22 protein-coding genes, 6 tRNA genes and 2 pseudogenes are annotated in these 26,947 nt (G+C 53.7%); 15 read left to right on the plus strand and 15 right to left on the minus strand.

The window, feature by feature from the left end; genetic code table 11:
• The first annotated feature begins 65 nt into the window (after positions 1 to 65).
• Positions 66 to 494, plus strand: a complete 429-nt coding sequence (locus NQ012_RS06455) for an EamA family transporter (protein ID WP_257066793.1) — start codon at positions 66 to 68, stop codon at positions 492 to 494.
• Between the two features lie 6 nt (positions 495 to 500).
• On the opposite strand, the pseudogene NQ012_RS06460 reads toward NQ012_RS06455, so the two are convergent.
• Positions 501 to 638: pseudogene (locus tag NQ012_RS06460) on the minus strand (lipoprotein signal peptidase); the annotation flags it as partial.
• A gap of 80 nt (positions 639 to 718) precedes the next feature.
• Between NQ012_RS06460 and uvrC the strand changes: the two are divergent.
• The 8 genes from uvrC (at position 719) to prpF (ending at position 5,663) form a co-directional block, all read left to right on the plus strand.
• The gene (gene uvrC, locus NQ012_RS06465) at positions 719 to 2,554 is read left to right on the plus strand and encodes an excinuclease ABC subunit UvrC (protein ID WP_257066794.1); all 1,836 of its coding nucleotides are present in this window, start codon (positions 719 to 721) and stop codon (positions 2,552 to 2,554) included.
• 396 nt (positions 2,555 to 2,950) lie between these two features.
• Positions 2,951 to 3,529: a CDP-diacylglycerol--glycerol-3-phosphate 3-phosphatidyltransferase gene (gene pgsA, locus NQ012_RS06470; protein ID WP_257066795.1), complete on the plus strand. Its 579-nt coding sequence runs from the start codon at positions 2,951 to 2,953 to the stop codon at positions 3,527 to 3,529.
• 84 nt (positions 3,530 to 3,613) lie between these two features.
• Positions 3,614 to 3,689: transfer RNA gene (locus tag NQ012_RS06475), tRNA-Gly, on the plus strand.
• A gap of 26 nt (positions 3,690 to 3,715) precedes the next feature.
• A tRNA-Gly gene (locus NQ012_RS06480) sits at positions 3,716 to 3,791 on the plus strand.
• A 20-nt stretch (positions 3,792 to 3,811) separates the two neighbouring features.
• Positions 3,812 to 3,887: transfer RNA gene (locus tag NQ012_RS06485), tRNA-Gly, on the plus strand.
• A 45-nt stretch (positions 3,888 to 3,932) separates the two neighbouring features.
• Positions 3,933 to 4,006: transfer RNA gene (locus tag NQ012_RS06490), tRNA-Cys, on the plus strand.
• Positions 4,007 to 4,146: 140 nt separating this feature from the next.
• A tRNA-Leu gene (locus NQ012_RS06495) sits at positions 4,147 to 4,236 on the plus strand.
• Positions 4,237 to 4,481: 245 nt separating this feature from the next.
• Positions 4,482 to 5,663 carry a 2-methylaconitate cis-trans isomerase PrpF gene (prpF, locus tag NQ012_RS06500; RefSeq protein ID WP_257066796.1) on the plus strand — a complete coding sequence of 394 codons (1,182 nt, stop codon included), beginning with the start codon at positions 4,482 to 4,484 and terminating at the stop codon, positions 5,661 to 5,663.
• Positions 5,664 to 5,957: 294 nt separating this feature from the next.
• Here the strand turns inward: prpF and NQ012_RS06505 are convergent, their stop codons facing one another.
• The 10 genes and pseudogenes from NQ012_RS06505 to rlmD form a co-directional block, all read right to left on the minus strand.
• Positions 5,958 to 6,203, minus strand: coding sequence for a hypothetical protein (locus NQ012_RS06505; RefSeq protein ID WP_257066797.1), 246 nt, complete (start codon positions 6,201 to 6,203; stop codon positions 5,958 to 5,960).
• A 138-nt stretch (positions 6,204 to 6,341) separates the two neighbouring features.
• Positions 6,342 to 6,527 (minus strand): annotated as a pseudogene (locus NQ012_RS06510) (IS5/IS1182 family transposase); the annotation flags it as partial.
• 109 nt (positions 6,528 to 6,636) lie between these two features.
• On the minus strand, positions 6,637 to 7,683 hold the full coding sequence (gene aroG, locus NQ012_RS06515; protein WP_257066798.1) for a 3-deoxy-7-phosphoheptulonate synthase AroG: 1,047 nt from the start codon (positions 7,681 to 7,683) through the stop codon (positions 6,637 to 6,639).
• A gap of 586 nt (positions 7,684 to 8,269) precedes the next feature.
• Positions 8,270 to 8,345: transfer RNA gene (locus NQ012_RS06520), tRNA-Asn, on the minus strand.
• A gap of 318 nt (positions 8,346 to 8,663) precedes the next feature.
• Positions 8,664 to 9,026, minus strand: coding sequence for a roadblock/LC7 domain-containing protein (locus tag NQ012_RS06525; protein ID WP_085366060.1), 363 nt, complete (start codon positions 9,024 to 9,026; stop codon positions 8,664 to 8,666).
• Positions 9,027 to 9,101: 75 nt separating this feature from the next.
• Positions 9,102 to 9,743, minus strand: coding sequence for a peptidase M23 (locus tag NQ012_RS06530; RefSeq protein WP_085366061.1), 642 nt, complete (start codon positions 9,741 to 9,743; stop codon positions 9,102 to 9,104).
• A gap of 1 nt (position 9,744) precedes the next feature.
• Positions 9,745 to 10,281, minus strand: coding sequence for a GTP-binding protein (locus NQ012_RS06535; RefSeq protein WP_054617398.1), 537 nt, complete (start codon positions 10,279 to 10,281; stop codon positions 9,745 to 9,747).
• A 15-nt stretch (positions 10,282 to 10,296) separates the two neighbouring features.
• Positions 10,297 to 11,394, minus strand: a complete 1,098-nt coding sequence (locus NQ012_RS06540) for a response regulator (RefSeq protein WP_257066799.1) — start codon at positions 11,392 to 11,394, stop codon at positions 10,297 to 10,299.
• Between the two features lie 27 nt (positions 11,395 to 11,421).
• Positions 11,422 to 12,852: a tetratricopeptide repeat protein gene (locus NQ012_RS06545; protein WP_257066830.1), complete on the minus strand. Its 1,431-nt coding sequence runs from the start codon at positions 12,850 to 12,852 to the stop codon at positions 11,422 to 11,424.
• A 192-nt stretch (positions 12,853 to 13,044) separates the two neighbouring features.
• On the minus strand, positions 13,045 to 14,373 hold the full coding sequence (rlmD, locus tag NQ012_RS06550; RefSeq protein WP_257066800.1) for a 23S rRNA (uracil(1939)-C(5))-methyltransferase RlmD: 1,329 nt from the start codon (positions 14,371 to 14,373) through the stop codon (positions 13,045 to 13,047).
• Positions 14,374 to 14,519: 146 nt separating this feature from the next.
• On the opposite strand from rlmD, the gene NQ012_RS06555 reads away from it, so the two are divergent.
• On the plus strand, positions 14,520 to 15,530 hold the full coding sequence (locus tag NQ012_RS06555) for a L,D-transpeptidase (RefSeq protein WP_257066801.1): 1,011 nt from the start codon (positions 14,520 to 14,522) through the stop codon (positions 15,528 to 15,530).
• A 207-nt stretch (positions 15,531 to 15,737) separates the two neighbouring features.
• Positions 15,738 to 17,195: a TrkH family potassium uptake protein gene (locus tag NQ012_RS06560; RefSeq protein WP_257066802.1), complete on the plus strand. Its 1,458-nt coding sequence runs from the start codon at positions 15,738 to 15,740 to the stop codon at positions 17,193 to 17,195.
• Between the two features lie 253 nt (positions 17,196 to 17,448).
• Here the strand turns inward: NQ012_RS06560 and NQ012_RS06565 are convergent, their stop codons facing one another.
• The 4 genes from NQ012_RS06565 to NQ012_RS06580 form a co-directional block, all read right to left on the minus strand.
• A complete protein-coding gene (locus NQ012_RS06565) occupies positions 17,449 to 18,534 on the minus strand; it encodes a class I SAM-dependent methyltransferase (protein WP_257066803.1) in 1,086 nt (361 codons plus the stop codon).
• A 37-nt stretch (positions 18,535 to 18,571) separates the two neighbouring features.
• The gene (locus NQ012_RS06570) at positions 18,572 to 18,763 is read right to left on the minus strand and encodes a lipoprotein signal peptidase (RefSeq protein ID WP_257066831.1); all 192 of its coding nucleotides are present in this window, start codon (positions 18,761 to 18,763) and stop codon (positions 18,572 to 18,574) included.
• A 107-nt stretch (positions 18,764 to 18,870) separates the two neighbouring features.
• A complete protein-coding gene (locus NQ012_RS06575; protein ID WP_257066804.1) occupies positions 18,871 to 20,706 on the minus strand; it encodes a lytic transglycosylase domain-containing protein in 1,836 nt (611 codons plus the stop codon).
• Positions 20,707 to 20,978: 272 nt separating this feature from the next.
• Positions 20,979 to 21,767: a FadR/GntR family transcriptional regulator gene (locus NQ012_RS06580; protein ID WP_257066805.1), complete on the minus strand. Its 789-nt coding sequence runs from the start codon at positions 21,765 to 21,767 to the stop codon at positions 20,979 to 20,981.
• Between the two features lie 279 nt (positions 21,768 to 22,046).
• Between NQ012_RS06580 and NQ012_RS06585 the strand changes: the two genes are divergently transcribed.
• The 4 genes from NQ012_RS06585 to NQ012_RS06600 all read left to right on the plus strand — a co-directional run bounded on the left by NQ012_RS06585 (position 22,047) and on the right by NQ012_RS06600 (position 26,837).
• On the plus strand, positions 22,047 to 22,820 hold the full coding sequence (locus NQ012_RS06585; protein WP_257066806.1) for a (Fe-S)-binding protein: 774 nt from the start codon (positions 22,047 to 22,049) through the stop codon (positions 22,818 to 22,820).
• Complete coding sequence (locus NQ012_RS06590; RefSeq protein ID WP_257066807.1) at positions 22,817 to 23,509, plus strand: LutC/YkgG family protein; 693 nt, start codon at positions 22,817 to 22,819, stop codon at positions 23,507 to 23,509. The genes NQ012_RS06585 and NQ012_RS06590 overlap by 4 nt, the downstream gene beginning before the upstream one ends.
• Before the next feature lie 85 nt (positions 23,510 to 23,594).
• Positions 23,595 to 25,037, plus strand: coding sequence for a LutB/LldF family L-lactate oxidation iron-sulfur protein (locus NQ012_RS06595; RefSeq protein ID WP_257066808.1), 1,443 nt, complete (start codon positions 23,595 to 23,597; stop codon positions 25,035 to 25,037).
• A 153-nt stretch (positions 25,038 to 25,190) separates the two neighbouring features.
• Complete coding sequence (locus tag NQ012_RS06600; protein WP_257066809.1) at positions 25,191 to 26,837, plus strand: lactate permease LctP family transporter; 1,647 nt, start codon at positions 25,191 to 25,193, stop codon at positions 26,835 to 26,837.
• Positions 26,838 to 26,947 lie beyond the last annotated feature (110 nt).

Genomic DNA, 26,947 nt, shown 5'->3' on the forward strand with positions numbered 1-26,947 from the left:
AGCCTTTGTAAAATACCTTAATGCCGTCTGAAAACGTTTTCCAATTTTTTCGTAAAGGGTGTGCAATGGCTTATCCGTGGTTTTACTGGGCGCTGGCGTCGGCTTTTTTCGCCGCACTCACGGCAATTTTCGCCAAAGCGGGCTTGCAGGGCATCGATTCGGATTTCGCCACGTTTATCCGCACGCTGGTTATCATCGCCGCGCTGGCGGCTTTTTTGAGCTACACGGGCAAATGGCAGGGCGTGGCGGGCTTTACGGGCAGAAACTGGCTGTTTCTGATTCTCTCCGGCTTGGCCACCGGCGCATCGTGGCTGGCTTATTTCAAGGCTTTGCAGTTGGGCAACGCTTCGCAGGTGGCGCCGGTGGACAAATTCAGCCTAGTGCTGGTGGCGCTGATGGCGGTGGTGTTTCTCGACGAGCGCCCTTCCGCACAGGAATGGCTGGGCTTGGGGCTGGTAACGGCGGGCGTGCTGGTGCTGGCGCTGAAACGCTGAAACGGTCTGAGACCTTTGCAAAACCTCCAGATGTGGATGCAGTTCAAGGCGTAGCAGCGCAACGAGCGTAGACATAACATGAAGTTAGGCAAGCGAGTGAGCAGCACACAACGCAGAAATGTGCCGCAGATGGGGGTTTTGCAAAGGTCTCGGTCTGCCGAAACCGCGCTACCCGCAGCCTTTTCCCGTATAATCGGGGCCGTCTGAAAACCGATTGCTCCGCCGTGTCTGCAACTTTCGATCTGAATATTTTTCTGAAAAACCTGCCCAACCTGCCGGGCGTGTACCGCATGCTCGATAAAAACGGGCAGGTGCTGTATGTGGGCAAAGCCGTCAACCTGAAGCGGCGCGTGTCGAGCTATTTCCAAAAAAACGACCACTCGCCGCGCATCACGCTGATGGTGAAGCAGGTGCATACCGTCGAAACCACCGTTACCCGCTCCGAAGCCGAAGCGCTGATTCTCGAAAACAACCTGATCAAAGCCTTATCGCCCAAATACAATATCCTCTTCCGCGACGACAAATCCTACCCCTACCTCATGCTCAGCGGCCACGCCTTCCCGCAAATGGCCTATTACCGCGGCACGCTCAAAAAGCCCAACCAATATTTCGGCCCCTACCCCAACGGCTACGCCGTGCGCGACAGCATACAGGTGTTGCAGAAAGTGTTCCGCCTGCGCACCTGCGAAGACAGCGTGTTCGAACACCGCGACCGCGCCTGCCTGCTCTACCAAATCCGCCGCTGCTCCGGCCCCTGCGCCGGTCACATCAGCCAAGAAGACTACCAAGCCAGCGTGCGCGAAGCCGTAACCTTTCTCAACGGCAAAACCGGCGAACTCACCCAAGTGCTGCACCACAAAATGCAGCAGGCCGCCGAGCGGCTCGACTTTGAAGAAGCCGCCCGCTACCGCGACCAAATTCAGGCACTCGGCCTCGTGCAGAGCCAACAGTTTATCGACAGCAAAAACCCCAACAACCCCAACGACATCGACCTGTTGGCGCTGGCCGTGGACGGCGGCAGCGTGTGCGTTCATTGGGTGAGCATACGCGGCGGGCGGCATGTGGGCGACAAAAGCTTCTTCCCCGACGTGCGCCACGACCCCGAGCCAAACGGCCAAGATTATGCCGAAGCCTTTGTCGCACAACACTATTTAGGCAAAAGCAAGCCCGACATCATCATCAGCAACTTCCCCCTGTCAGAAGTGCTTCAGACGGCCTTAAACCAAGAACACGGCAAACAGATCCAATTCGTTACCAAAACCATAGGCGAGCGCAAAGTGTGGATGAAAATGGCCGAACAAAATGCCCGCCTCGCCATCGCCCAACACCGCCTGCAACACAGCAGCCAGCAACACCGCATCGAAGAGTTGGCGCGCGTGCTGGACATGGAAGCCGGCGGCCTGCAACGCCTCGAATGCTTCGACATCAGCCACACCCAAGGCGAAGCCACCGTCGCCTCCTGCGTGGTGTACGACGAACAAAACATCCAACCCTCGCAATACCGCCGCTACAACATCACCGGCGCCAAAGCAGGCGACGACTACGCCGCCATGCGCGAAGTGCTCACCCGCCGCTACGGCAAAATGGCCGAAGCCCAAGCCAACGGCGAAACCGTCCGCTGGCCCGACGCCGTGCTCATCGACGGCGGCAAAGGCCAAATCGGCGTGGCCGTAGAAGTATGGGAAGAGCTGGGCCTGACCATTCCGCTGGTGGGCATCGCCAAAGGCCCCGAGCGCAAAGCCGGCATGGAAGAACTCATCCTGCCCTTTTCCAACCGCACCTTCCGCCTGCCGCCCCACAGCCCCGCCCTGCACCTGCTGCAAACCGTGCGCGACGAATCACACCGCTTCGCCATCACCGGCCACCGCAAAAAACGCGACAAAGCCCGCATCACCTCGTCGCTCAGCGATATCCCCGGCATCGGCAGTAAACGCCGCCAAGCCCTGCTCACCCACTTCGGCGGCCTGCGCGGTGTAACCGCCGCCAGCGTGGAAGACTTGGCGCAGGTAGAAGGCATCAGCCGCGCACTGGCCGAAAAGATTTACGACAGCCTGCATTAGGGTCTGTCGTCAGAAGGCTGCCGAAGATTCGTTTGCCTACCCGTTTTCAGGCGGCCTCTAAAGATTTGAGCGAGGGTTTTAAGGCCGTCTGAAATGCTTGAATCTCGTCATTTCCGCGCAGCAGACTTATATAGCTGATAACGATAATTGGATGTTTCAGACGGCCTCAACGAATTTTGCAAAAGCCTTCACCCATGAAATTTACCAAACTACAACACTTTGTTAAAAATAATTAACAAAACTGCCACGCCATACACACTTCCCCACTAAACCGTCCGCAAATTCGTTATAATCCGCCGCTTAAGCCAACCATAAACCACTCTGCCACATACATCTTTTTTCAGACGGCCTGTCTCAAGCCCAAGGCCGTCTGAAAACCAAAAGAAAGCCCCTGCTATGCCGTGGAACCTTCCCATCTTCCTCACATGGATGCGCGTATTGCTGATACCGGTGTTCACCGTCCTGTTCTACCTGCCCGGCGGCTGGATAGACCCGCAAACCGTCAACTGGACGGCCGCCGTGATTTTCGCCGCCGCCGCCGTAACCGACTGGTTCGACGGCTTTCTCGCCCGCCTGTGGAAGCAAACCTCGGATTTCGGCGCCTTTCTCGACCCCGTGGCCGATAAACTCATGGTTGCCGTCGCCCTTTTGCTGCTGGTCAGCCTCAACCGCACCTACGTTATTTTCGCCATGATCATCATCGGCCGGGAAATCACCATATCCGCCCTGCGCGAATGGATGGCCCAAATGGGCAAACGCGGCAGCGTGGCCGTGGCCACCATCGGCAAGCTCAAAACCACCGCCCAAATGGCCGCCATCCTGCTGCTTTTGGTCGGCCTCAAAGACTTTCACGGCTTCGATTTGATATTAATCGGCAACATTCTGATGTTTATCGCCTCCGTGCTCACCATCTGGTCGATGTTCTACTACCTCAAAATGGCGTGGAAAGAATTTCAAAACCCCGCGCAGCAATAAATTTTAAAAAACTATTGACACTGTTTTCACACACACTATAATAGCGTTCTCTTCGCCGCAGCACACAGCAGCGGCAACACCCAAGCGGGAATAGCTCAGTTGGTAGAGCGCAACCTTGCCAAGGTTGAGGTCGCGAGTTCGAGACTCGTTTCCCGCTCCACAGTTTCATTGCAAATGTAATCCGATGCGGGAATAGCTCAGTTGGTAGAGCGCAACCTTGCCAAGGTTGAGGTCGCGAGTTCGAGACTCGTTTCCCGCTCCAACCGCTTACATTTGAACCGCGCGGGAATAGCTCAGTTGGTAGAGCGCAACCTTGCCAAGGTTGAGGTCGCGAGTTCGAGACTCGTTTCCCGCTCCAAAATACCAAGCCGTTTACACCACTTAAACGGCTTGTAAAGTTTCAGGCGGAATGGCAGAGTGGTTATGCAGCGGCCTGCAAAGCCGTGTACGCCGGTTCGATTCCGACTTCCGCCTCCAACATCAAACCCTCCACGGCGGGGTGGCAGAGTGTTTATGCGATAAGGGGTGCAACCCTTATACAGGCCGGTTAAAATCCGCGCCCCCGCCTCCAAGTTCCATGTCTTCGGGTTTAAGTGCAACTGCGATTCGAGGATACCGCCCGGGTGGTGAAATAGGTAGACACAACGGACTTAAAATCCGTCGACCCTAAACAGGTCGTGCCGGTTCGATTCCGGCTCCGGGCACCACAATCCGCATTTTTGCGGATATTTTTTTGCCTCCTGCCCCTACCCTATCACGATATTCTTGATAAATATTTTCCAAAACTTTTGTCGAGCCTACAAAAGCCCAGATCCCGCATTTCCCATATTCAAATTTGGTGTATGATTAAGTGTCTTTCAGACGGCTCCATTCAGGCCGTCTGAAAAGCAAAATCCCGACACAGGCATTAATCAGCAATTAATCAAATCAAGAAAAACACAGGAGAAAAAAGATGGCCAACCACGTTGCCCAAATCAAAATCCCCGCTGTTTACTACCGCGGCGGCACATCCAAAGGTATTTTTTTCAAACGCAGCGACCTGCCCGAGGCCGCACAGGAACCCGGCGCAGCACGCGATAAAATCCTGCTGCGCGTTATCGGCAGCCCCGACCCCTACGGCAAGCAGATCGACGGCCTCGGCAACGCCTCCTCCTCCACCAGCAAAGCGGTAATCATCGACAAAAGCAGCCGCGAAGGCCACGATGTTGATTATTTGTTCGGCCAAGTTGCCATCGACAAACCGTTTGTTGATTGGAGCGGCAACTGCGGCAACCTCACCGCCGCCGTCGGCGCGTTTGCCGTCAGCCAAGGTTTGATCGATCCTGCCAAAATACCGCAAAACGGCATCTGCACCGTGCATATTTGGCAGAAAAACATCGGCAAAACCATCGTTGCCCACATTCCGATCACCAACGGCGAAGTACAGGAAACCGGCGATTTCGAGCTGGACGGCGTAACCTTTCCCGCCGCCGAGGTGCAAATCGAATTTCTCGATCCCGCCGACGGCGAAGGCGATATGTTCCCCACCGGCAATCTGGTGGACGAACTGGACGTGCCCGGTATAGGCCGTCTGAAAGCCACGCTGATCAATTCAGGCATCCCCACCATTTTCGTGAACGCCGCTGATATCGGCTACACCGGCACCGAGCTGCAAGACGATGTGAACAACGATGCCGCCGCGCTGGAAAAACTGGAAACCCTGCGCGCATACGGCGCCTTGAAAATGGGTTTGATTAAAGACCTTTCCGAAGCCGCCACCCGCCAGCACACCCCGAAAATCGCTTGGGTGGCCGCGCCGAAAGATTATGTTTCATCCAGCGGCAAAACAGTTAAGGCCGCCGATATCGATGTTTTGGTGCGCGCCATGAGCATGGGCAAACTGCACCACGCCATGATGGGCACCGCCTCGGTAGCCATCGCTACCGCCGCCGCCATTCCCGGCACCTTGGTGAATCTGGCCGCCGGCGGCGGCGAGCGCAACCAAGTGGTATTCGGCCACCCTTCCGGCACCCTGCGCGTGGGCGCAGCCGCCGAAATGCAAAATGGTAAATGGACAGCCACCAAAGCCTCAATGGGTCGCAGCGCACGCATCATTATGGAAGGCTTTGTGCGCGTGCCGGGTGATTGCTTCTAAACCCGATTTACGTCAAAATCCAACTGTTTAACATTAACACGCTTTCACCCTACCCCACTTTAAGCCATATCCGGTATTTTTGAGCAGAGACAGTTTCCAGTTGATTTCGTCTCACAAAGATTCCAGGCCGTCTGAAAAACTCTTTCAGACGGCCTGAAATCTTTATATAACTACTGTTAGCGGATTAACTTACACTGTATAGCCAATCAACTTAAGAAAAGTACACGCATCATACTCGGGCTTAACCCGAGTATGACGAAATTATTGCTAAGTTAAGTGGTTAAACTATATAGATCAAGCCAAAAGCTGCACGGCCCAGAAACTTAAAAATCCGGCGAAAAACACCAACACCGAATAATTTTTCTCCTGCACCTCGTGCGCTTCGATCAGCAATTCTTCTGTTACCAAATACAGCAAAGCCGCCGCGCTGGCTGCTAATACGGCACCCATCACGTCATGCGATGCGCCGCTTAACAACCAATTGCCCAGCGCGGCAAACACAAACACCACCACGCCCAACAGTGTGGTTAAAATAACCATATGCCAGCATGCGACCTTTGCAAAACTCCGCATCAAACTAACAACCGAAACTACAAAGTATAGTTTCAGTTGTTTTCGTCGTCGGCTTTTACCCGCAATCCCCTTTTTCGCCTCGGATGGCCTAATGATTAAGCAATCCGCTGCCTTTGGTGCACTAAGCCTGTTGGCGGCCTTAAACAGGTTCAAATGCATCGCTTTCAGATGACTTTGCGCTGCCACTTTCACAAACTGAAATAGCTTGCCCGAGCATAACGGAACTTGCAGTGTAAGATGCCAAAGCTTTGTTCCGCCACATAACGGGGTTTTCGACAGCTGTTTGTTGCGCAGTTTCTCTTCCGCGCTTAAGGATTTGCCCTAATGTGTGCCTTACGCACGATACCCTAAAAAATCAACCAAAATGCCTATTAAGTCTATACTTTCAAGCTCAAGGTATTTATACACGACTGCGGTTTGCCTCAGCCAATAACGCCAGCAATTCTTCGGTCTTGTCCCAACCGATGCAGGCGTCGGTAATGCTTTGGCCGTAAGTTTCGGGCTTATCCTGACGGCCTTCCACCAAATGGCTTTCCACCATCACACCCATAATATTGTTTTCGCCGTTGCGGATTTGCTGCGCCACGTCTTCAGCCACCTCCATTTGGCGTTTGTAGTCTTTACGGCTGTTGGCATGGCTGAAGTCTACCATCAGTTTGGGCGACACGCCGGCTTTTTCGAGCTGGGCGGCGGCGTCTTTCACATGCTCGGTGCTGTAATTCGGCTCTTTGCCGCCGCGTAGAATCACATGGCAATCCGGATTACCGCTGGTATGCACGATAGCGGAATGGCCGGTTTTAGTAACCGACAAAAAGTGGTGCGGATGCGAAGCCGCGCCGATGGCATCGATGGCGATTTTCAGGTTGCCGTCGGTGCCGTTCTTAAAGCCGACGGGGCACGACAAACCGCTGGCCAGCTCACGGTGCACCTGGCTTTCGGTGGTGCGCGCGCCGATGGCACCCCATGAAATCAAATCAGCATAGTATTGCGGCGTAATCATGTCGAGAAACTCGGTAGAGGCAGGCATGCCCATATCGTTCAGTGTAAGCAGCAGCTTGCGGGCTTGACGCAGGCCGAAATTGATGTCGAACGTACCGTCTAAATGCGGATCGTTAATCAGCCCTTTCCAGCCCACGGTAGTGCGCGGTTTTTCAAAATACACGCGCATCACAATCAACAATTCTTTTTCGTATTTTTTGCGCAGCGGTAGCAAACGTTCGGCGTATTCGAGCGCGGCTTTGGGGTCGTGAATCGAACAGGGGCCGATAATCACCAGCAGGCGGTTGTCTTCACCGTGAACTAACTTGGCAACTTCTTGGCGGGTTTGGTAAACCAAATCGGCGGCAGCTTCACTAATAGGCAGCTCGTAAAGATGGGCAATCGGCGGCAGCAGTTCTTTAACTTCTTTGATTTTAACGTCGTCTGTTTGGTGGCGTGGCGGAGTCATGATTGTTCTTTTCTATATAAATGAATCAGGCTGCAAAGATTAGCGGCTCATACGGGCTATGGCAAGCATAAAAACCTTTTTTTAGCTATTTTATTGTGTAAATCTATGATTTTTGTTTTTATGAGAATTTAAATTTTTCAATTTAACAAATACTGGAATTTTATATCAATTAAATAAATATTAAAATTTCCCAGCCAACATATATCCGATGCATTCGGGTATCTGAACCAGGGCTTTCACCCGTCTGTCTTGGAACGAAGTCTTTGCCAAGTTTGCTTAGGCCGTTTGAAAATAATTAGCACGGCAGAATTGCGAAGCTAATGACGGGACTTAAGCATTTCAGACGGCCTTAAGGTATTTTGGCAAAGGTCTCATTTTGTCTGATGCCCTTTTGAATTTGCAAAGGTCTATAGCCAATCAACTACCAACTTAAGAAAAATTACACACGCAATACCCGGACCAAAAGCCCGAGCATGACAAACCGTTACCAAGCGATTGATTTAACTATAAAATATAGAAACTTAATCACAGAAGAAACACCCAAAAGAAAAACCTAAACAATTATATTGTTTAGGTTTAGGAAATTTGGCTCCCCGACCTGGGCTCGAACCAGGGACCTGCGGATTAACAGTCCGTCGCTCTACCGACTGAGCTATCGGGGAAAATTTAAAGAATTAAATTATACTTGCTTTAGTAAAACTCTGTCAAACATTTTCATTAAGCAAGCCTACCGCTGTGAACAATATTTTATCCGAAACCTTATTCAGACATGTTGGATTCACTTAACTTTCACTACGGAGTAGCCGAACCTTAGCTTGAAGAAAACGGTGTTACAAGCCGCTAAAGCGGTAACGGAATCACTTTCGTATGTATGCTGTCTCGTATCAAATGAGTGAATTCACTTCTTAAAACATAGATTCCAACGGTAAAAACCCAGCGCAACCAAACAACAGGCGGATTGCAACAAAGCCGGCGTTTTCTTACAAAATATCGGCAATGTGCTTAGCCGCGCGTTTGGCATCCAGCAGAATCAGGCCCAATTTCCCGCTTTCCCGAGCCATCAAAGCCAAAACCGCATTGCTGCCTGCTTGGCTCAGCAAAACATAACCGTTCGAACCTTTCACCATTACCTGATCAAGTTCGCCGCAAGCCAGTTCGTGCACGGCGCGGTTTCCCAAGGCAAGCAAAGTGGCAGACATAGCTCCCACACGATCTGCATTCAGGTTGCTGGGCAGCAAGGTAGCAATCGGCAAGCCGTCGGTTGAAATTACCGCAGAGGCGGTAATATCGGTAGATGTATTGTTCAAATCACTTAACACAGAAATCAATAATTGTTCACGCATTTTTTTATCCTATCTCACTAAAGTGGACAGGCCGTCTGAAAATCAGCCTGCCGGGTGAATGTTTACAGTATTGGTTTAATGCCGCCCGTAACGGTTATGCAATACTTTCACCAAAGTAACGAACTCTTCTTTATTCAAATCGGGCAGGCCGCCAATAACCAAAATCAGTTTGCTCATGCCGATATAGAGGGGGAAGAAAGTTAATTCGCTTTGGCCGGAAGGGTCGCAAATACCCCACGCGCTGTGGTGGATATGCAGGTTGTTCTTAATCAACAGCTGGTGTTTGTCAACAACGGCTGCAATTTCACCGGCCAGAATACCCACTTCTTCCGCCGCTTCGTGATGGAAGCCGGCATTGGCAAAATACAAACCGTTTTCATCTGCCAACAAGGCCTTACCTGAATTCGACAGCTTAGCCAACAACTCCGGCAACTCTTCATCTGTCAGGTTGGTATCTTCGCTGCCGACATTTTCGTCGCCGTATAAAAATTCCAAGCGTTGAAGGCGGTATAACAAGTTTAACGCACTATCGATATCGCTGGTGTCTGCCCAAGCCAAAAGTTTTTCGCTGCTGATGGTTTCGGCAGGATTCGCCCGCAATAAACCGTATAGCAGCGTCCGGCTGGCGCTGGGCGTATCTCCCGAAACCGCATAATATGCACCGGCCGGAGTGATTTTAGGGTACAAATTCGATTGTAAAGAAAGTGTGGATTCCATCTTATACCTCTAATCCCGGGTCAATTGAAAAGAGCATTGCACTAACCAATTGTTTGACATCGTCTTCTCGGCGTGCATCGATTTCAAATACCGGTACATTAAAATTATTCTGTGCCAAATATTTTTGATATACATCCACCCCCGGCAAGGAACGGATATCCATTTTGGTAACGCCTACAACCAGCGGAGCGGTTTTCAGCAATTCACGGAAAGCATCCAAGAAAAACTGCAAGTCTTTCAAAGGATTGGTTCGCGTGTTATCCAACAGCAAGATCAAGCCCATGCTCCCTTGGCTCAAAATCTCCCACATAAAGTTGAAGCGCTCTTGCCCCGGCGTGCCGTATAAGTGGACTTTGGTTTCTTCGTCCAAACGGATAACGCCGTAATCCATAGCAACCGTTGTATAGCCTTTGCGTACCAAGGTCATATCGGAAGCATCGGCATCGGTTTGTACCGGCGGTTCGTCGGACAATGCGGAGATAGCCGTTGTTTTACCCACACCTACGGGGCCGGTAAAAATAATTTTATTCTCTTTCATTTATAACCCCTTAAATTATTTCTTGCCGATAAGTTTGCGCATCAGGCGCTGCAACAGGCTGCGCGGCTGCTCGGCAGACGGGCTGACCGCTTTTTGGGCGTCTTTGCTCATTTGGTTGTCAGGAACTTCGCCGCCTACTTTCATGCTTTCTGCAGATACATTGGCCGGTTTGTCTTGATTGGTGAATTCGGCATCGGTAGCCAAAAAGCCGGTAACGTAGGTTGCAGCCAGATAGTTGAGAATATCCGGCATTTCCAAGGGCATAACTTTATAAAGAATGTTCAGGTTAACTGATGTTTTGGTCAAAAATGCCGATAGCCGCATAGACTCCGGCACCGGGGCCAAACGGGTCAAATTGGGCCAGCGTTTGAGTGTGAATACGGTTTGCGGCGTCATCGGATAAATCAGGCGGCCTTGTGCCGTCCAGATAGCCATTTGCCACAGGCACGACATAATCGTTACTTTGGCTTTTTCTTTCCACTGGGGATTATCAGGCACCGCTTTGCAAACTACCGCAAGATTGTCGTCTTTGCTCAGCTTTTCAAGTTCGGTTGCACTCACCGTCAGCAATACGCGCTGGATACTGGGAAACACAATCAATACAGGCTTGCCTTCATGCAAAACAGCGATATCCTGACTGCCTTGACTGGCAAATCTTAAAGCACCCAGCAAGCCTTTTTGCGGGTTGAAACGGTGGATGGTTGCCTTGCGTGCACCATCCGCTCCTACGCCGCCCGAATTTTCCTGCTGTTTCTGCTCGGAGAATTCAAAAATCCCACCGCCTTGCGACAAACTTCTCAAAATCGGGAACAAGGTATCGAATTTAATCGGTTTGGCCAGATAGGGCGTGGTCACGTTGGGTTCTTTCGCCGAAAACATGGCCACCGGAACATTGGGATAGGCTTCTTTTGCTTCTTTCCAACTGGCAATACCCTGCTCGGTATCGGTATCCACCAAAACCAAATCCGGCTGTTCTGCCGATTCGGCAGTAACGATTTCATAATTGGTGGTGTTGTGCATTTTAAATGCCATACGGAAAACGGCTTCTTGTTGCTCGCCCATCTCTTGCAGCATGATCCGTACGGTTTTTACTTTCGGTAACAGGTTGTCCATTATCGGCACTCTTTAAAAAAGTATTTACTATTTAGACTGTTGATTCACTCGGCGTAACAACCGGCTCATCGCCAAAACAACTTCCTCAGGCAGGCTTGCCACACGCTCGCGGAGCAGGCGCAAGAATTGTTCCAAACGGGACCAATCTTCTGCACGCTCGTAAAGGTCGAACAGCATGACATACAGCTGGGATTCTTGCGGATATTGCAATACTGCCTGCTCCAAAGTACCGATGGCCTGATCCAATTGGCCGTACATCAGCAAAGATTCCACTTCTTTGATTGCCTCTTCGGCCGGTGAGGAATTTGCGCTGATAAGCGAATCGTCTTTTTGCACCAAATCACGGTACTTGGATTTCAGTTGCAGGGAAGTTGGTTGTAAATAACCTCTTGCCAGTCCGATTTCACGAACTTTCTGTTCAGACGGCCCCTTTTCCAAATCGTCGAATACCTCGTGGTATCCCAAGCTGTAACCCCAGCCCAGCATACGCTCTTTTACCTGACGACCGTATTGCCCTAATGTGTAATACAATTTCCACAAGTGTTTTGCAAACTGATTGACTTCTTCGTTTTGATAATCGAGCTTCAACGCGTCGATAATCAGACTTGCGGGTTTAGCCGATTTTTGAATGGCTTTGTTATATTGGCGCAGAGCGGTTTCGTAATCCACTTTACCCCTTAGAATCTTGGCGCTCTTTTCCGGCTTCACAAAACCGATAACCGCGCCCATTTCTTCTTCCGTTACGCTGTCCAAATCGGTATTGCGGCCGATAACGATCGGTACGCGGGTGTCTGCGCCTGTTTCGCCGGCATGGCCTGCGTTAGCGGTATTGATGGTTAAAGTGGGTGCGGATACTGCGGATTGGATTTCGTCCAAGCCGGTTTTTTCACCGATTTGGCGCGATACTTCCTGCATGCTCCAACCCAAACGGCGTTCTGCCATAACGCGTAATTGCAGGTGCGTAGAATTGGCAACCAAGCCTGCTTTTACATATTCGGCCACGCTTTCTTCAGGCAGAACGTTACCGTGCCGCTCCAGCGTGTCGGCTAACAGATCAATGTCGCCGGTACGCAGGCTCAAGCCGACCAATTCGTGCACGAGTTTTTCGGGCGCACCGTCGGTCAGCCCGTTCAGATAACCGGCCAAAGAGGCTGCCGCTTTGCTTTCGTAGCCGAACTGTTTGTAAACCTGATATTCCGTCAGCGGATCGACTTCTTGGGCGGATACGGCTGCGGTTGATGCTTCGGTTTGGCCTGCGCTGTCCCACCCCCAATCGTTGCTTTCGGTTTCCGACACTGATTGGGAAACCTGGCTCATCCAATCTCCGCCGTCCGAAGCATGTTCCCCGCTTTCCGTGCGACGGCTGGATTCAGACGGCCTGCCTGGTTTTTGCTTTTTTGCGCCGCCCGTGCTTTGTTTGTAGCGAACAAACAATAAAACGAGCAAAGCCGAAAGCATTACTATGATTAAAAGTGAATAATCCAAGGATATCTCCCGATACGTGTTGCAGCCCGAACAAATTAATTCAAAACGGATTTCGGATTAAAAGCGGGCATACATAAAGTAATACTGTCCCCTCAAGTGCATTATGATAACATGATTTAACCGATTATTACATCAAAACGTATCGGCACGTCATTAATGTGGGTATTAATGCAACTCAAACCAAGCTATCGATTCCACATGCGCTGTTTGGGCGAACATATTCATCACGCCTGCCGCTTTGAAGCGGTAGCCCTTGCCGGTTAATACAGCGGCATCTCTGGCCAACGTAGACGGATTGCAAGATACATAAACTATCCTTTTCGGTAAATAGGGTGCGTGTAAAGCCTGTACAACGGCATAAGCGCCGCTGCGGGGCGGATCGAGCAGCATTTTATCGAAATGCCCCCATTGTGCTACTGTGGCGGGCGTGGTTTCAAACAGGTCTGCCTGCCGGAACACTGCATGGCGGCAACCGTTTGACGCTGCATTCTCACAGGCGCGGCTTACTAAATAATCCGCCCCTTCCAAGCCGACAACTGTCGCACCGCTTTTTGCAATGGGCAGGGTAAAATTGCCCAGCCCGCAAAACAAATCGGCCACGCGCTCGTTGGGCCGTACATCAAGCAGCCTTAAGGCGCGCCCCACCATCAGCGCGTTCATTTCGGCGTTGATTTGGGTGAAATCGCCGGGGCGGAAAGGCATTTCCACATCAAATTCGGGCAGGCGGTAAGCCAGCTCCGGCGCGCTTTCGGGGCAAAGCGGATAAGCGGCTTTATTGCCGTGCTGTATCCATATCTGCCATTTTCTACCGCTTTGGTTAAGGCCGTCTGAAAACCGTTCGAGCAGTTCGCAGGCGGCTTTGTTCGGCATTTCCTGCATACAGACATTCAAAACCGTCAGCTGTTCCCCGACGGCACATTCTATATAGTTAACCCGCCCGTTTATCTTAACAAAATCCTGCATCAGCCGGTTCAGGCCGGGCAGTATGCCGGAAACATGATCGGGCAGCACGGGACAGCATTCTACCGCCACCACATCATGGCTTTGCCTTGCCTGAAAACCCACGCCGATACGCCCTTGTTTATCGGCGGCCACGCTGAAGCGCACCCTGTGCCGGTATGCCCATGCGCTGCCGTAAACCGGCGGCAGGATTTGCTCGGGAAATATTTTGCCTATCCGTAACAGTTGCTCTTCTAATATTCTCTGTTTAAAGGCAATTTGCGCACCGTGCGAAGCGTGTTGCAATACGCAGCCGCCACATGTGTCGAAATAACAACACTTGGGTGCAACCCGTTCTTCAGACGGCCTGATAATGTTTGTTGCCACCGCTTCGTCAAACTGTTTTTTGCTGCGGGTAACTCGGAACGCCACCTGCTCGGTCGGCAGTGCACCTTTAATAAAAACCGTTTTGCCGTTTACGCGGGCAACGCCCCTGCCCTCGTAATCTAGCGAAAACACGTCGGCCGTATTATTTAATTCAATTATTTGTTTCATTTTTGAGCCGTAAAATGCGGGATAAAATACCGTTGCCCGGTATACCCTTACCCGAAAACAGTGTATTTTCTCACAAAAATCTGCGGATTACGGTATGATTCGTGCAAGTTTTACCCCTTGAATCATAACAACACAGCTACCTAACGATGAAAAAAATCAGTTTCGGCTTCATTGCCGCATCTTTCTGCGCTGCCGCTGCAGCCAACACACCGGTTCCCGACCACCAGCCTATGTCGGCAGGACAACACGTTGTCATCAACATTCCCCAGCAACGCTTGTTTCTTTATACCGACGGCAAACTGACCAAAGTTTACCCCGTAGCCGTAGGCAAAGCGGCTACGCAAACGAATTTGGGCGAGCACAAAATCGGTGCGAAAGCTTTCAACCCCACCTGGCATATTCCCAAAAGCATCCAAAAAGAGCGTAACGACGGCGTGAAAACCGTTCCGCCCGGCCCGAGCAATCCGCTGGGGCCGGTATTTGTGCGCATGGGCGACCCCAAGCTCGGCTTGGGCATTCACGGCACCAACGCCCCTGCCAGCGTGCCCGGGGTGCGCAGTCACGGCTGCGTGCGCATGAAATCGCCCGATGCGCTGGAATTCGCCAAAACCATTACCAGCGGCTCGCCCGCTTCGGTTATCTATCAGATGGCCGCGTTGAACACTGATGCCAACAACAATCTTTGGCTGGCCGCCTACCGCGACCCCTATAACCAAAAAAACCTCAACACCGAAGCCTTGCGCAAAAGCATCAATGCTTGGGCGAAAGCACACGGCAAAACCGTCAATCCCAAGCGGGTCGACGCGATTTTGAAAAACCGCACCGGCCAGATTAATTGTTTAACCTGTGCCAAAGGCGTGAAAGTGAAAGGCCCGCTGCAATCGCTGGCTTGGAACAGCGGCTCGGCAGCCCACACCAAACCGAAAGTGGCGCCGCCGCCCGCACCGGTTAAAGACGAAGTATTGCCGGCCGGAACCGAAATCGAAGTGGATGCCGGAACCGACAAACCCGTTGCTCCGGCCGCTCCCGCAGCACCCGCCTCCGCACCGGCAACAGCACCGCAGCCACCGAAAGCGCCCGAAGCCCCCTACCAACCCGTGCGCCCTGCCCCCGAGCAGTATCAGCAATATAAAGAACTGACGGATACGCTGTTTTAACTTCAAACTGCGGCACGATCCGTTACCGGAAGGCCGTCTGAAACGTTTTCAGACGGCCTTTGTTTATTCATAGTTTCCAGTTAAAGCTTTTTGTGTTTTATCTGTTTTTGTTAGAATGCAGGCGGTTGCAGCCGCATCTTGAACTTTTCACCGTTTCAGACGGCCTCGTGTGCGCCATCGGGCCGGGGCCGTCTGAAATTGTTTGCCATGTATAAAATCATTCCCATTGTCCACATTCTATCCAAGCTCGGCGTATTGTTTTCGATATTGCTCTTGGTGCCCACGTTCGTATCGTATCTGTTTCTCGACGATGCCCTGCACGCGTTCGGCTCGACTGCACTGGTTACCATTATCGCTTCGTGCGCCGTCTGGCTGTTAACGCTGCAATACCACCGCGAATTGCGCGTGCGCGACGGTTTTACGCTGGTGTGTATGCTGTGGGTGGGCTTCGCACTGGTGGCGGCCATGCCGTTTTATCTGTATTTTCCGCACATGAGCTATACCGATGCGCTGTTTGAGGCCATGTCGGGCTTAACCACCACCGGCTCCACCGTTATCACCAGCTTGGACACGCTCGCCCCTTCCATCAATTTCTGGCGGCATATGCTCAACTGGCTGGGCGGCATGGGGATTATCGTGCTGGCCGTAGCCATTCTGCCCATGCTCGGCGTGGGCGGCACTCAGCTTTTCAAGGCCGAAATCCCGGGCATCGACAAAGACAGCAAAATGGCGCCGCGCATTTCCCAAGTGGCGAAAAAACTCTGGCTCACCTATGCCTGCGGCACCTGCGTGGTGCTTTTGGCGCTGCATTTTGCCGGCATGAACTGGTTCGATGCGTTCTGCCACGCCATGTCCACCATTTCGCTGGGCGGATTTTCCACCCACGACGACAGCATTGCGTATTTCAATTCGCAAACCATCGAGCTGATCGTGATGGCGGGCACTCTGTTCGGCGCCGTGAATTTTGTTACCCATTTCTCGGCTTTCGGCGCCCGCTCACCCCGCCGTTATTGGCAGGACGAAGAATTCCGCATCATCGTTTGCGTGCTTTTTGCCAGCATTGCCGCTGTGAGCCTTTATTTGTGGCACAAACAATATTACCCCTCTTTGGAAGAGGCGCTGCGCTACACAGCCTTCAATTTTATTTCGGTGAGCCTTTCCAGCGGCTTCACCAATACCGACTTCGGCACTTGGCCGTTGATTACCACGTTGTGGATGTTTTTTCTCGCCAATATCCTGCCCAGCTCCGGCTCGATGGGCGGCGGCATTAAAAACGTACGCGCTATTATTCTGGCCAAATTCAGCCTGCGCGAAATGCTGTTGCTGCTGCACCCCAACGCCGTGCGCAACGTTAAGGTAAACGGCCGCACCATCCCCGAACGCACCGCGCTCACGGTGATGGCTTTTATTTTCGTGTATTTTATGACGGTGGTGCTGTTTACCTTTTTCATGATGATTGCAGGCATGGACTTCATCTCGGCCTTCGGCGCCGTTATCGCCTGCATCACCAACTCCGGCCCGGGTTTGGGTTCGGTCGGCCCTGCATATAACTATGCGGCCTTAACCGACATTCAAAAATGGCTGTGCACCGCCGTGATGCTGCTTGGGCGTTTGGAAATTTTCACCGTTTTGATTCTGTTTACCCCGCCTTATTGGAAAAAATAAAACCGGAAAGATTTCCGGTTTTATTTTTTCAGACGGCCACAAGAAATGTTACAAAGGTTTCAGGCCGTCTGAAATACCTGATTGCCTTCATACTCGGGCCTGACCCGAATATCTGCTATTTTTTGCATCATTTCTTTCAAAACAAAAAGATACTCGGATCAGGCCCGCGCATGACGCTAAGCTTTTAAAATACCGATGGTTTTTGCAAAACCCCGGCCTGAGCGAATGATATAAAAGTACCCGCCAATCCACGCTATGCCTTGCGGCATCTGAAAATACTGTGCCCCAGCCCCAAGCCGTCGAAGGTTTCGGCAACGGTGAGGCCGGCAGAGGCCACACAGCGGGCCATGTCTTCGGAATGGTAGATTTTACTGTTGCCGTTGGCCATAGCCGTGAAATAGAGGCTGGTTTGGGTGAGGCAGTAGGCGGCGGTTTCGTATTGTTGTCTGTCCCAAAACGGTTCCATGATATAGAGATCGGTATCGGCGCCCATAGAAGCGGCCGCGCGCCTGAGAATGCCGGTCACCTCGGCTTCGGAGAAGCAGTCGAGAAACTGGCTCATCCAAATCGCATCGAAACCTTGCGGAAACGGCACGTTATCGTCGAGCAGGTTGGCCGGGTGGCCGTGAATGCGCTCTGCGCCCGGGCGCCCTTTCACGGCTTCGCGCATCAGGCCGAGCTGTTGCGGCAAATCCATAATGGTTACTTCAACGCCCGGATTGTGGGCAAGACACTGCAAGGCCCAGCGGCCGGTGTTGCCGCCCACATCGAGCAGTTTTTTCACGGGGCGGGAGAAAACAACGTTTAATGCCTGGGGGAAGGAGCTGTCGGAATAATAATGGTCGAAAGCCAGCCATTTTTCGCGTGCGCTTTCGGGAAGCTGCGAAAGGCCTTCGTAAATCGTGGGCCAGTTGCCGAACACTTTCAGGCCTTCCGGCTTGCCGCTTAACAGGGTGGCTTCTAAATCGAACAAGCCCTGATAGCAAATTTCCTGCACGAAATCCATGTTAACGCGCGCCATTTTGTCTTTCAGCAGAAACCAGCCGGCCTTGCTGATGGTGTAGCGGCCGTTTTGAAACAGCACGGTGCCGATGGAAAGCGAAGATTCGAGCAATACTTGGGCGGCATAACTGCTCAGGCCGGCGGCTTCGGCTGCTTCGTCTAAGGTGGCGCCTTCGGGGGTGTTGTTGAGGTGCTCGAGGATGCCGGTTTTCACCATCAGCCGCGATACTTGGAAAACGACGGGGCCGAAAGCGATCTCCTGCGCCAGCCGCTGGGCTGCGCCCGCTGTTAATTGTTCTTGGGTATAACGTTGTGCCAAATCGGGAAATAGGTTCATGGTGTTTCGGAATTGACGTTTGAAATAGGGGTGGATGTTAAACGATGTACCGCCCATCGTCATCATTTATCCGGTATGCGGGCGGCACGCTATGGATGTTTGCAGGCCGAGACCTTTGCAAAACCCTCAGATGTGGATGCAGTTCAAGACGTAGCAGCGCAGCGAGCGCAGACATATCAAGCAGATAGGCAAGCGAGCGAGCAGCGCACAACGCAGAAATGCACCGCAGATGGGGTTTTGCAAAGGTCTCAGGCCGTCTGAAACAATAAACCTTATCGTGCCTGCGTTCAGACGGCCAAACAGGGCGGCAGCATCCGCCCTGTTGGCACTTCCTGATTAATAGCGACCCGGCACCACGCCCATGCGCTGTTTCAGCGAGGTTTGCGGTTCGTTGAACAGGCTGGCGTAGAAAGTGGCGTTGGTCATCACTTTTTTCACGTAGTCGCGGGTTTCGGTGAAGGGGATGGTTTCGGCATAAATCGCGCCTTCCAGCGGTGCGGATGCCTGCCAGTTGCGGGCGCGGTTGGGGCCGGCGTTGTAACCGGCGGTAGCCATCACTTCGTTGTTTTGCAGGCGGCGTTTGGCATCGGCCATATACCAAGTGCCCATGCGGATGTTGCCGTCCATGGTGTAAAGCTCGCTGCTGCTCATGCCGATTTTGGCGGCGATTTCGCGGGCGGTGGCGGGCATCACCTGCATCAGCCCTTGCGCGCCCACACTGGATTGCGCGCCCAGCATAAAGCGGCTTTCCTGGCGGATAAGGCCGTACACCCATGCGGGGTCGATGCCCGCCTGATTGGCGTAGCGCACGGTGGTGTCTTTAAACGGCGAAATATAGCGCAGGTTGTAGTTGAGCTTGGTGTTGGTGCGCTCGGCGCTGTTGATGGCCATTTCGTAAAACTGGTTGTCGTATGCCAGTTGTGCGGCGGTCAGCAGCAAGTCTTCGTCGGCACCGCGGGTGGCGTAACGCCATTCTGCCTGCGACTGGCGGCGCATTTTCCAATCGCCGCTGCTTTGGCTGGCTTTAAACAGGGTGAGGGCGCGGTCGATGGCGCCGTCTTTCGCCAAATGTTTGACGTCGCTTTTCGAGGCTTCGCCCACGTTGTTGCGGGTGCTGACGCGGCGGCCCAGTTCTTCGCCCGCCATCACGGCGTAGAAGTTGCGGCCGCTGGCGGCGGCTTTTTCATACAAAGGCTCTGCCTGGCCGCGGTTGCCTTGTGCGGCGTAGCTGCGGGCGAGCCAGTATTGCCAAGCCGGGTCGTTTTGCAGTTTGGCGGGCATGGCGGTGATGATGTCGGCCAAATCGTTCCAGCGTTGCAGGCGCAGAGCGGCGCGGGCGTACCATTCGAACTGTTCGTTGCTCAACTGGCTGCGGTCGGCACGGCTGAAATAGCTCAACGCGGTGGCCATGTTTTGGCTTTGCGCCTGCATATGGCCGAGCACACCCCAGGCAAAGCCGATTTGTTCGCGGCTCAGGCTGCCCTGCATGCTTTCGAGTGTGTAGGCGGATGCGGTGCTTTTTTTGGCGGTGTTGCCGATTACGCTGATCAGGCTGTATTCCTGCGCGCCTTGGCCGCCGCCTTCAAACGGGCTGCCGAGTGCGGCGGCCAGGTTGCGGGCGTCGGTTAACTGGTTGTTGCTGATCAAACCGCGCACGCGCCGCCATGCGTCTTTCTGGTTCAGACGGCCCGAAGCGGCGGCGGCTTCAATCAGACGGTTGCAGCCTTGCGGCAGGCGGTTGATTTCTTTAACCAATTCGGCAGCCAACGCGGTGTGGTTGCCGCTGTTCAATTCTGCATAGCATTGCACTTCTTGTGCGCGGCCGGCTTGGGCAAGTTTGGCGTATTGCTGGTTGAACTGCGCCCATTGGCTGCGCTTGCCCAAGCTTTTGAGCCATTCGTTGCGCACGTCTTCGGCCATGGCGCTTTCGCCGGCCTGATTGAGGAATTGGGCGGGCAGGATGTCGTCGTCTTGTTTGGCGGCGGTCAGCGCACTTTGGTAAAGGCTGTAATCGGCCAGCACTTTGGCGGGCGGCTCGGCGGCGCGGACGGAGGGGCGCGGCGCATCGCTGCGTTTGACCGGCTCGACCGGTTGTTCGTGTGATGAGCAGGCGGCCAGTATGGCGGCGGCAAGGGCGCTAAGTGCGAATGTGAGCGTGCGTTGCAAGGTCATGGTTCGGCCTTTCGTCGGTATTCTTTTAGAAAATAGAGAGGGTTGATTTTAAATGATTCGGGCGCGGGTTTGAAATCCGGCGGCGATATTTACATTTCATGCGGTTTCAGCGGAAAGGTTCGTTAGCCGGCACAAAAGGCTTTCAGACGGCCTGAATCGTGCACAGGCCGTCTGAAAAAGGAGCGGTGCAAAGCACATTTCGCCATTTTGCCTGCCGCACAAACCGGTTGCCGACAAATGTTCGATAAATGTTGATGGATACGGGCTGCCGGTTATTTGAACCTGGGTTTGAGTTTGTCGCTGGCGGCCAGTGCGTTCGACACGGCTTCGCGGCTTTGCTGTTCGCGCTGCCGTATCAGGCAGTTTTGCACATAATCCAAATGGCGGTAGGCGGCCTGTGCGGCGGCGGCGGCATCCTGCTGTGCGATGGCGGTAAAAATGGCTTCGTGCTGCGCCATCAGTTGCGCATACACATCGGGCACGCCGAACATATTGCCCAGATTGCGTTTGGTTTGGCCGGTGAGCAGGCGCAACAGGCCGTCTGAAAGGCGGGTGAACAGAATATTGTGTGCGGCTTCGGCCACGGCTTGGTGAAAAGCCACATCGGCGGCGGATTGCTGGTCGAGGTTGTTTTGGCTGTAGGCTTCGCGCAGCTTGGCCAGCCAGTTTTCCATACGCGCCAAGTCGGCCTCGGTGCGGCGCTGGGCGGCCAGCGCGGCCAGCATGCCTTCGATGCCGCGGCGGAAATCCAGCACTTCGCTTTCCATGCCTTCGTGCGCGTCGATTAAATCTTCCCAGCCGTAATGGAACGTTTCTTCAACATTGCCCGAAACATAATGCCCGTCGCCCTGCCGCGCGTGCAGCAGGCCGCGGGTGGCCAATATGTGCAGCGCGGCGCGCAGCGATTGGCGCGACACGCCGAACTCTTCGGCCAAGCGGCGCTCGGGCGGCAGTTTGCAGCCAATCGGATACACGTTTTGTAAAATCCGCTCTTCCAACACAGAAGCAATCTGCATACCGATGGCGGGCGATTTGATGGCGGCGGCAGTTTTGTTCGGCATAATTCATACCTTAATTAATTTTTCTTCACCCCGCGCCTGCAACGGCGGCCAGCCAAAGGCCTTCGGGGTTCGTCAAACTATTTATTTATTATTGAATATTCAGGTGCGCGGAAAGAGTTGCCGGTGCGCGTGGTGATTGTACCGTAAACTTTTCGGCGTTCGCCTAAAAAATTATCAACCGAGCGCCCGATTTATTTTTTATCCGGCACTTGACCGGTTACACGGCATTACGTAAAGTAAGGCCAGTTTAACAAAATTGGTCAGACCAATAAACCAATAATGAACCAAACCAACCATACCCCCGTTTACGGCAGCAAGCCTGCCGATGTTTATTTTTTCGGCACCTGCCTGTTGGATATTTTCATGCCCGAAGCCGGCATGGATGCGATAACGCTGCTCGAGCAGCAAGGCGTGCGCGTGCATTTTCCGATGGCACAGAGCTGCTGCGGCCAGCCGGCGTTTTCGTCCGGCCACCCGAAAGAGTCGTTTGAAGTGGCCAAGGCGCAGCTGGATTTGTTCCCCAACCCGTGGCCGGTGGTGGTGCCGTCCGGCTCGTGCGGCGGCATGATGAAACACCAATGGCCGCTGATGTTTAAAGGCAGCGTTTACGAACGCCTGGCCAACGACGTGGCCGGCCGCGTGGTGGAGTTCACCCATTTTCTGCTGGCCATCGGCTACGAGCCGCAAGACAAGGGCGAAGCCGTCAAAGTGGCGGTGCACACTTCTTGCGCCGCCCGCCGCGAAATGGGCGTGCATCTTTCGGGCTGGGCGCTGGTGGACAAACTGGCCAATGTGGAGCGCGTGGTGCATGACCACGAAAGCGAATGCTGCGGTTTCGGCGGCACGTTTTCGGTGAAACACCCCGATATTTCCGGCGCGATGGTCAGCGACAAAGTGGCCGCCCTCAAAGACACGCAGGCCGTGGAAATCATCAGCGCCGATGCGGGCTGCATGCTCAACATCGGCGGCAAAATCGCCAAAGACGAACCCAATATGCCCAAACCCAAACACATCGCCACGTTCTTGTTGGAGCGCACGGGAGGCAAAGCATGAGCGCACGCGAAAACATTCTGGCCAAACTGCGCCGTGCGGCCGCCGCGCCGATGAAAGAGCCTGAAACTGCGGCTTATTATCAGGAAATGACGCCGCAGTGGGAAAGCGAGGCAGGCCGTCTGAAACATTGGGCGAAAGCCATGCGGGCGGTGAAAACCGAAATCCATTGGGTGCGCGCCGACAACTGGGCGCAGATGCTGGTGAAGGTGGCGCAGGAAAAAGGCTTGCGCAACATTCTGCTGCCCCTGCAAACCGAACACGGCCGCTTGGCCGCCACTGCCGCAGAAGCGGCCGGCATCGAAGTAAAAGCCTTCGAGCGGCCGATCGAAGACTGGAAAGACGAATTTTTCGCCGACATCGATGCCGGTTTCACCGATGTGCATTGCGGCATCGCCCACACCGGCACGCTGGTGCTGTGGCCGTCTGAAAGCCAGCCGCGCAGCCAGAGTTTGGTGCCGCCCGTGCATATCTGCCTGTTTGATGCGGCCAAAATGTATAACGATTTTTACAGCGCCATGCAGGGCGAAAACATGGCCGCCGGCATGCCCACCAATGTGGTGCTGGTGTCCGGCCCGTCGAAAACCGCCGATATCCAGCTCACGCTGGCCTACGGCGCGCACGGCCCGCGCGATATGGTGGTGCTGGCCGTGCTGCCCGACCATATAGCCGAAGCGGATTTGGCCGACTGAAACGGCCTTCCCCACAAACCACACGATATTTTTCAGACGGCCTCAATTGCAAAACAGGCCGTCTGAAACAAACAAAAGAACGCATATGAACACGCAAACGATTCATTTCCACCCCAAGCCGGAAACCTTCAAGCAAAACGCCGTCGGCGCGCTGGCCGACGCCCCGCTGCGCAAAAGCCTGCGCACCGCGATGGATATGCTGATGACCCGCCGCAAAGGCGTGTTGTCCGACGAGCACGAATTGCAGGCGCTGCGCACCCTGTGCGAACACATCCGCCAACGCTCGCTCGCCCGCCTGCCCGAACTCTTGGAAGAATTGGAAACCAACCTGACCCGCCTGGGCGTGAAAGTGCATTGGGCGGAAACCCCCGACGAAGCCTGCCGCATCATCCACGGCATCATGGCCGAAAAAAACGGCCGCCTGATGGTTAAGGGCAAGTCGATGGTGAGCGAAGAAATCGAGCTGAACCACTACCTCGAAGACAAAGGCATCAGCGCAATCGAAAGCGATTTGGGCGAATACATCGTGCAGATGGCCGGCGAAAAGCCCACCCACATCGTGATGCCCGCCATCCACAAAACCAAAGAGCAGGTGAGCGAGCTTTTTCACAACCACCTCAACACCGCCCCCACCGACGACGTAGACGAACTCACCGGCATCGCCCGCCGCGCCCTGCGCGATATTTACCGCACGGCCGACGTCGGCCTCTCCGGCGTGAATTTCGCCGTGGCCGAAACCGGCACGCTGTGCTTGGTGGAAAACGAAGGCAACGGCCGTTTGACCACCACCGTGCCGCCCGTGCACATCGCCATCACCGGCATCGAAAAAGTGGTGGCGAAACTGTCGGACATTCCGCCGCTCTACAGCCTGCTGCCGCGCAGCGCCATCGGCCAGCCGATTACCACCTATTTCAACATGATCACCGGCCCGCGCAGAAGCGCCGAACTCGACGGCCCGCAGGAAATGCACCTGGTGCTGCTCGACAACGGCCGCAGCCAAGCCTATGCCGATGCACAAATGCGCCAAACCCTGCAATGTATCCGCTGCGGCGCGTGCATGAACCACTGCCCGGTTTACACCCGCATCGGCGGCGCGGCCTACGGCACCACTTATCCCGGCCCCATCGGCGAAATCATCTCGCCGCACCTGATGGGTTTGGAGTCCACCAAAGACCTGCCCACCGCTTCTTCGTTGTGCGGCGCGTGCGCCGAAGTCTGCCCCGTGCGGATTCCGATTCCCGACCTCTTAATCCGCCTGCGCGAAGAGGCGCAGCGTTCGCCCGACGAAAAAGTGGCGCACCCGATCCGCGGGCAAGGCGCATCGCACAATCTGAGCGAACAGTTGGCTTGGCGCACCTTCAACGGCATTTTCAGCGGCAACAAAGCCTACCGCGCTTTCGGCTGGGCGGCAACGAAATTCCGCTCGCTCGCTCCGGCCAAACAATTGGGCTGGACGCAGAACCGCGTGCCCTTGAAACCCGCCGCCAAAACACTGCACCAATTAGTTGCCGAGAAACTCGGCAGATAAATTTTCAGACGGCCTTATACCGCTAACAGGCAGGCCGTCTGAAAAAATATCCCGCAAAGCCGAAGGCTTTTCGGGCAGCACACCGCACAACTGTCTTCCATCCATTCAGGCAGTATGAGGTATAACAACATCTGTGATTTCGGAGATTGATAAATGGATACTTGGGTTCAAAATTATACGGCGGTAGGAGGCAGCCTCTATCTGACCGCCGCGATGGCCTTGCTGCCTATCGTTTTCTTTTTTGCCGCGCTGACGGTATTGAAAATGAAGGGTTATGTTGCAGGTTTCTTTACGCTGCTGATTTCCATACTGGTGGCGATTTTTGCCTTCGGTATGCCTGCCGGCATGGCTTTATCGTCTGCCGTTTACGGTTTTGCCTACGGCTTGTGGCCGATTGCATGGATTATCGTTACCGCCGTGTTCCTGTATAAAATCACCGTAAAAACCGGCCAGTTCGACATCATCCGTGCCTCGGTGATTTCGATTACCGAAGACCAACGTTTGCAAATGATTCTGGTGGGTTTCTCTTTCGGTGCTTTCTTGGAAGGTGCGGCGGGCTTCGGCGCACCGGTGGCGATTACCGCCGCCCTGCTGGTCGGCTTGGGCTTTAATCCGCTCTATGCCGCCGGTTTGTGCCTGATTGCCAACACCGCCCCGGTTGCTTTCGGCGCGATGGGTATTCCGATTATCGTTGCCGGCCAAGTATCCGGTTTGGATGCCTTCCACATCGGCCAAGTGGCCGGCCGCCAACTGCCGATTCTGTCGATTATCGTGCCGTTCTGGCTGATTGCCATGATGGACGGTATGCGCGGTATCAAGCAAACCTGGCCTGCCGTATTGGTTGCCGGCGTGTCGTTTGCCGTTACCCAATTCCTGACCGCCAACTTTATCGGCCCGGAACTGCCCGACGTAACTTCGGCACTGGTGAGCCTGATTTGCTTGTCGCTGTTCCTGAAAAAATGGCAGCCGTCTGAAATCTTCACTTTCCAAGGCATGAAAAAACCGGAAGCGCGCAAAGCATCCGAATATACCACCGGCCAAATCGTTAAAGCTTGGTCTCCTTTTGCGATTCTCACCGTGTTTGTCAGCCTGTGGACCATGAAATCCCTGAAAACCTTCTTGGATAGTTTCAGCCTGATTGAAATCAAATGGCCCGGCCTGCACAATTTGGTCATGAAAGCCGCACCGGTGGTGGCAGAGCCTGCGCCCTATGCTGCGGTATACAAACTCAATCTGTTGAGCGCAGTAGGCACTTCGATTCTGCTGGCAGCGATTGTTACCATCATTCTGCTGAGAATGAAACCGGCAGAAGCGGTAAAAACCTTCTTCGAAACCCTGCACGAACTGCGTTTCTCGATTTTGTCTATCGGTTTGGTATTGGGCTTTGCCTTCGTGGCCAACTACTCAGGTTTGTCTTCTACCTTGGCTTTGGTATTAGCCGGCACCGGCGTGGCCTTCCCGTTCTTCTCGCCGTTCCTCGGCTGGCTGGGCGTGTTCTTAACCGGTTCCGATACTTCCGCCAACGCCTTGTTCGGTTCGCTGCAAGCCAGCACCGCGCATCAGGTAGGTATTTCGCCTGAACTGGCAGTTGCCGCCAACACCACCGGCGGTGTAACCGGCAAGATGATTTCTCCGCAATCCATCGCCATCGCCTGCGCCGCAGTAGGCTTGGCCGGCAAAGAATCCGACCTGTTCCGTTTCACTGTGAAACACAGCTTGATTTTCTGTACCTTCGTCGGCATTCTGACTGTATTGCAAGCCTATGTGTTGCCGTGGACGCTGATTTTCTTCAATAAATAATCTTCGGATTCGGGATTAAAACAAATGCCGCCAAATCGAAATTTGGCGGCATTTTTGCATGGTATGGCAAAACCACTTACTTAAAACAGTTTCGTCATACTCGGGCTTGA

It is taken from the genome of Neisseria dentiae (genome assembly GCF_024580525.1).
Taxonomy (GTDB): Bacteria; Pseudomonadota; Gammaproteobacteria; order Burkholderiales; family Neisseriaceae; genus Neisseria; species Neisseria dentiae_A.

Coding starts and splice junctions, on each gene's coding strand:
- NQ012_RS06535 (WP_054617398.1), bottom strand. CDS start 10,281: ATGAAAGAGAATAAAATTATTTTTACCGGCCCCGTAGGTGTGGGTAAA.
- NQ012_RS06585 (WP_257066806.1), top strand. CDS start 22,047: ATGAACCAAACCAACCATACCCCCGTTTACGGCAGCAAGCCTGCCGAT.
- NQ012_RS06595 (WP_257066808.1), top strand. CDS start 23,595: ATGAACACGCAAACGATTCATTTCCACCCCAAGCCGGAAACCTTCAAG.
- NQ012_RS06590 (WP_257066807.1), top strand. CDS start 22,817: ATGAGCGCACGCGAAAACATTCTGGCCAAACTGCGCCGTGCGGCCGCC.
- NQ012_RS06545 (WP_257066830.1), bottom strand. CDS start 12,852: ATGCTTTCGGCTTTGCTCGTTTTATTGTTTGTTCGCTACAAACAAAGC.
- NQ012_RS06505 (WP_257066797.1), bottom strand. CDS start 6,203: ATGGTTATTTTAACCACACTGTTGGGCGTGGTGGTGTTTGTGTTTGCC.
- NQ012_RS06560 (WP_257066802.1), top strand. CDS start 15,738: ATGTATAAAATCATTCCCATTGTCCACATTCTATCCAAGCTCGGCGTA.
- prpF (WP_257066796.1), top strand. CDS start 4,482: ATGGCCAACCACGTTGCCCAAATCAAAATCCCCGCTGTTTACTACCGC.
- NQ012_RS06600 (WP_257066809.1), top strand. CDS start 25,191: ATGGATACTTGGGTTCAAAATTATACGGCGGTAGGAGGCAGCCTCTAT.
- NQ012_RS06530 (WP_085366061.1), bottom strand. CDS start 9,743: ATGGAATCCACACTTTCTTTACAATCGAATTTGTACCCTAAAATCACT.
- NQ012_RS06580 (WP_257066805.1), bottom strand. CDS start 21,767: ATGCCGAACAAAACTGCCGCCGCCATCAAATCGCCCGCCATCGGTATG.
- NQ012_RS06455 (WP_257066793.1), top strand. CDS start 66: ATGGCTTATCCGTGGTTTTACTGGGCGCTGGCGTCGGCTTTTTTCGCC.
- aroG (WP_257066798.1), bottom strand. CDS start 7,683: ATGACTCCGCCACGCCACCAAACAGACGACGTTAAAATCAAAGAAGTT.
- pgsA (WP_257066795.1), top strand. CDS start 2,951: ATGCCGTGGAACCTTCCCATCTTCCTCACATGGATGCGCGTATTGCTG.
- NQ012_RS06555 (WP_257066801.1), top strand. CDS start 14,520: ATGAAAAAAATCAGTTTCGGCTTCATTGCCGCATCTTTCTGCGCTGCC.
- NQ012_RS06540 (WP_257066799.1), bottom strand. CDS start 11,394: ATGGACAACCTGTTACCGAAAGTAAAAACCGTACGGATCATGCTGCAA.
- rlmD (WP_257066800.1), bottom strand. CDS start 14,373: ATGAAACAAATAATTGAATTAAATAATACGGCCGACGTGTTTTCGCTA.
- NQ012_RS06565 (WP_257066803.1), bottom strand. CDS start 18,534: ATGAACCTATTTCCCGATTTGGCACAACGTTATACCCAAGAACAATTA.
- NQ012_RS06525 (WP_085366060.1), bottom strand. CDS start 9,026: ATGCGTGAACAATTATTGATTTCTGTGTTAAGTGATTTGAACAATACA.
- NQ012_RS06575 (WP_257066804.1), bottom strand. CDS start 20,706: ATGACCTTGCAACGCACGCTCACATTCGCACTTAGCGCCCTTGCCGCC.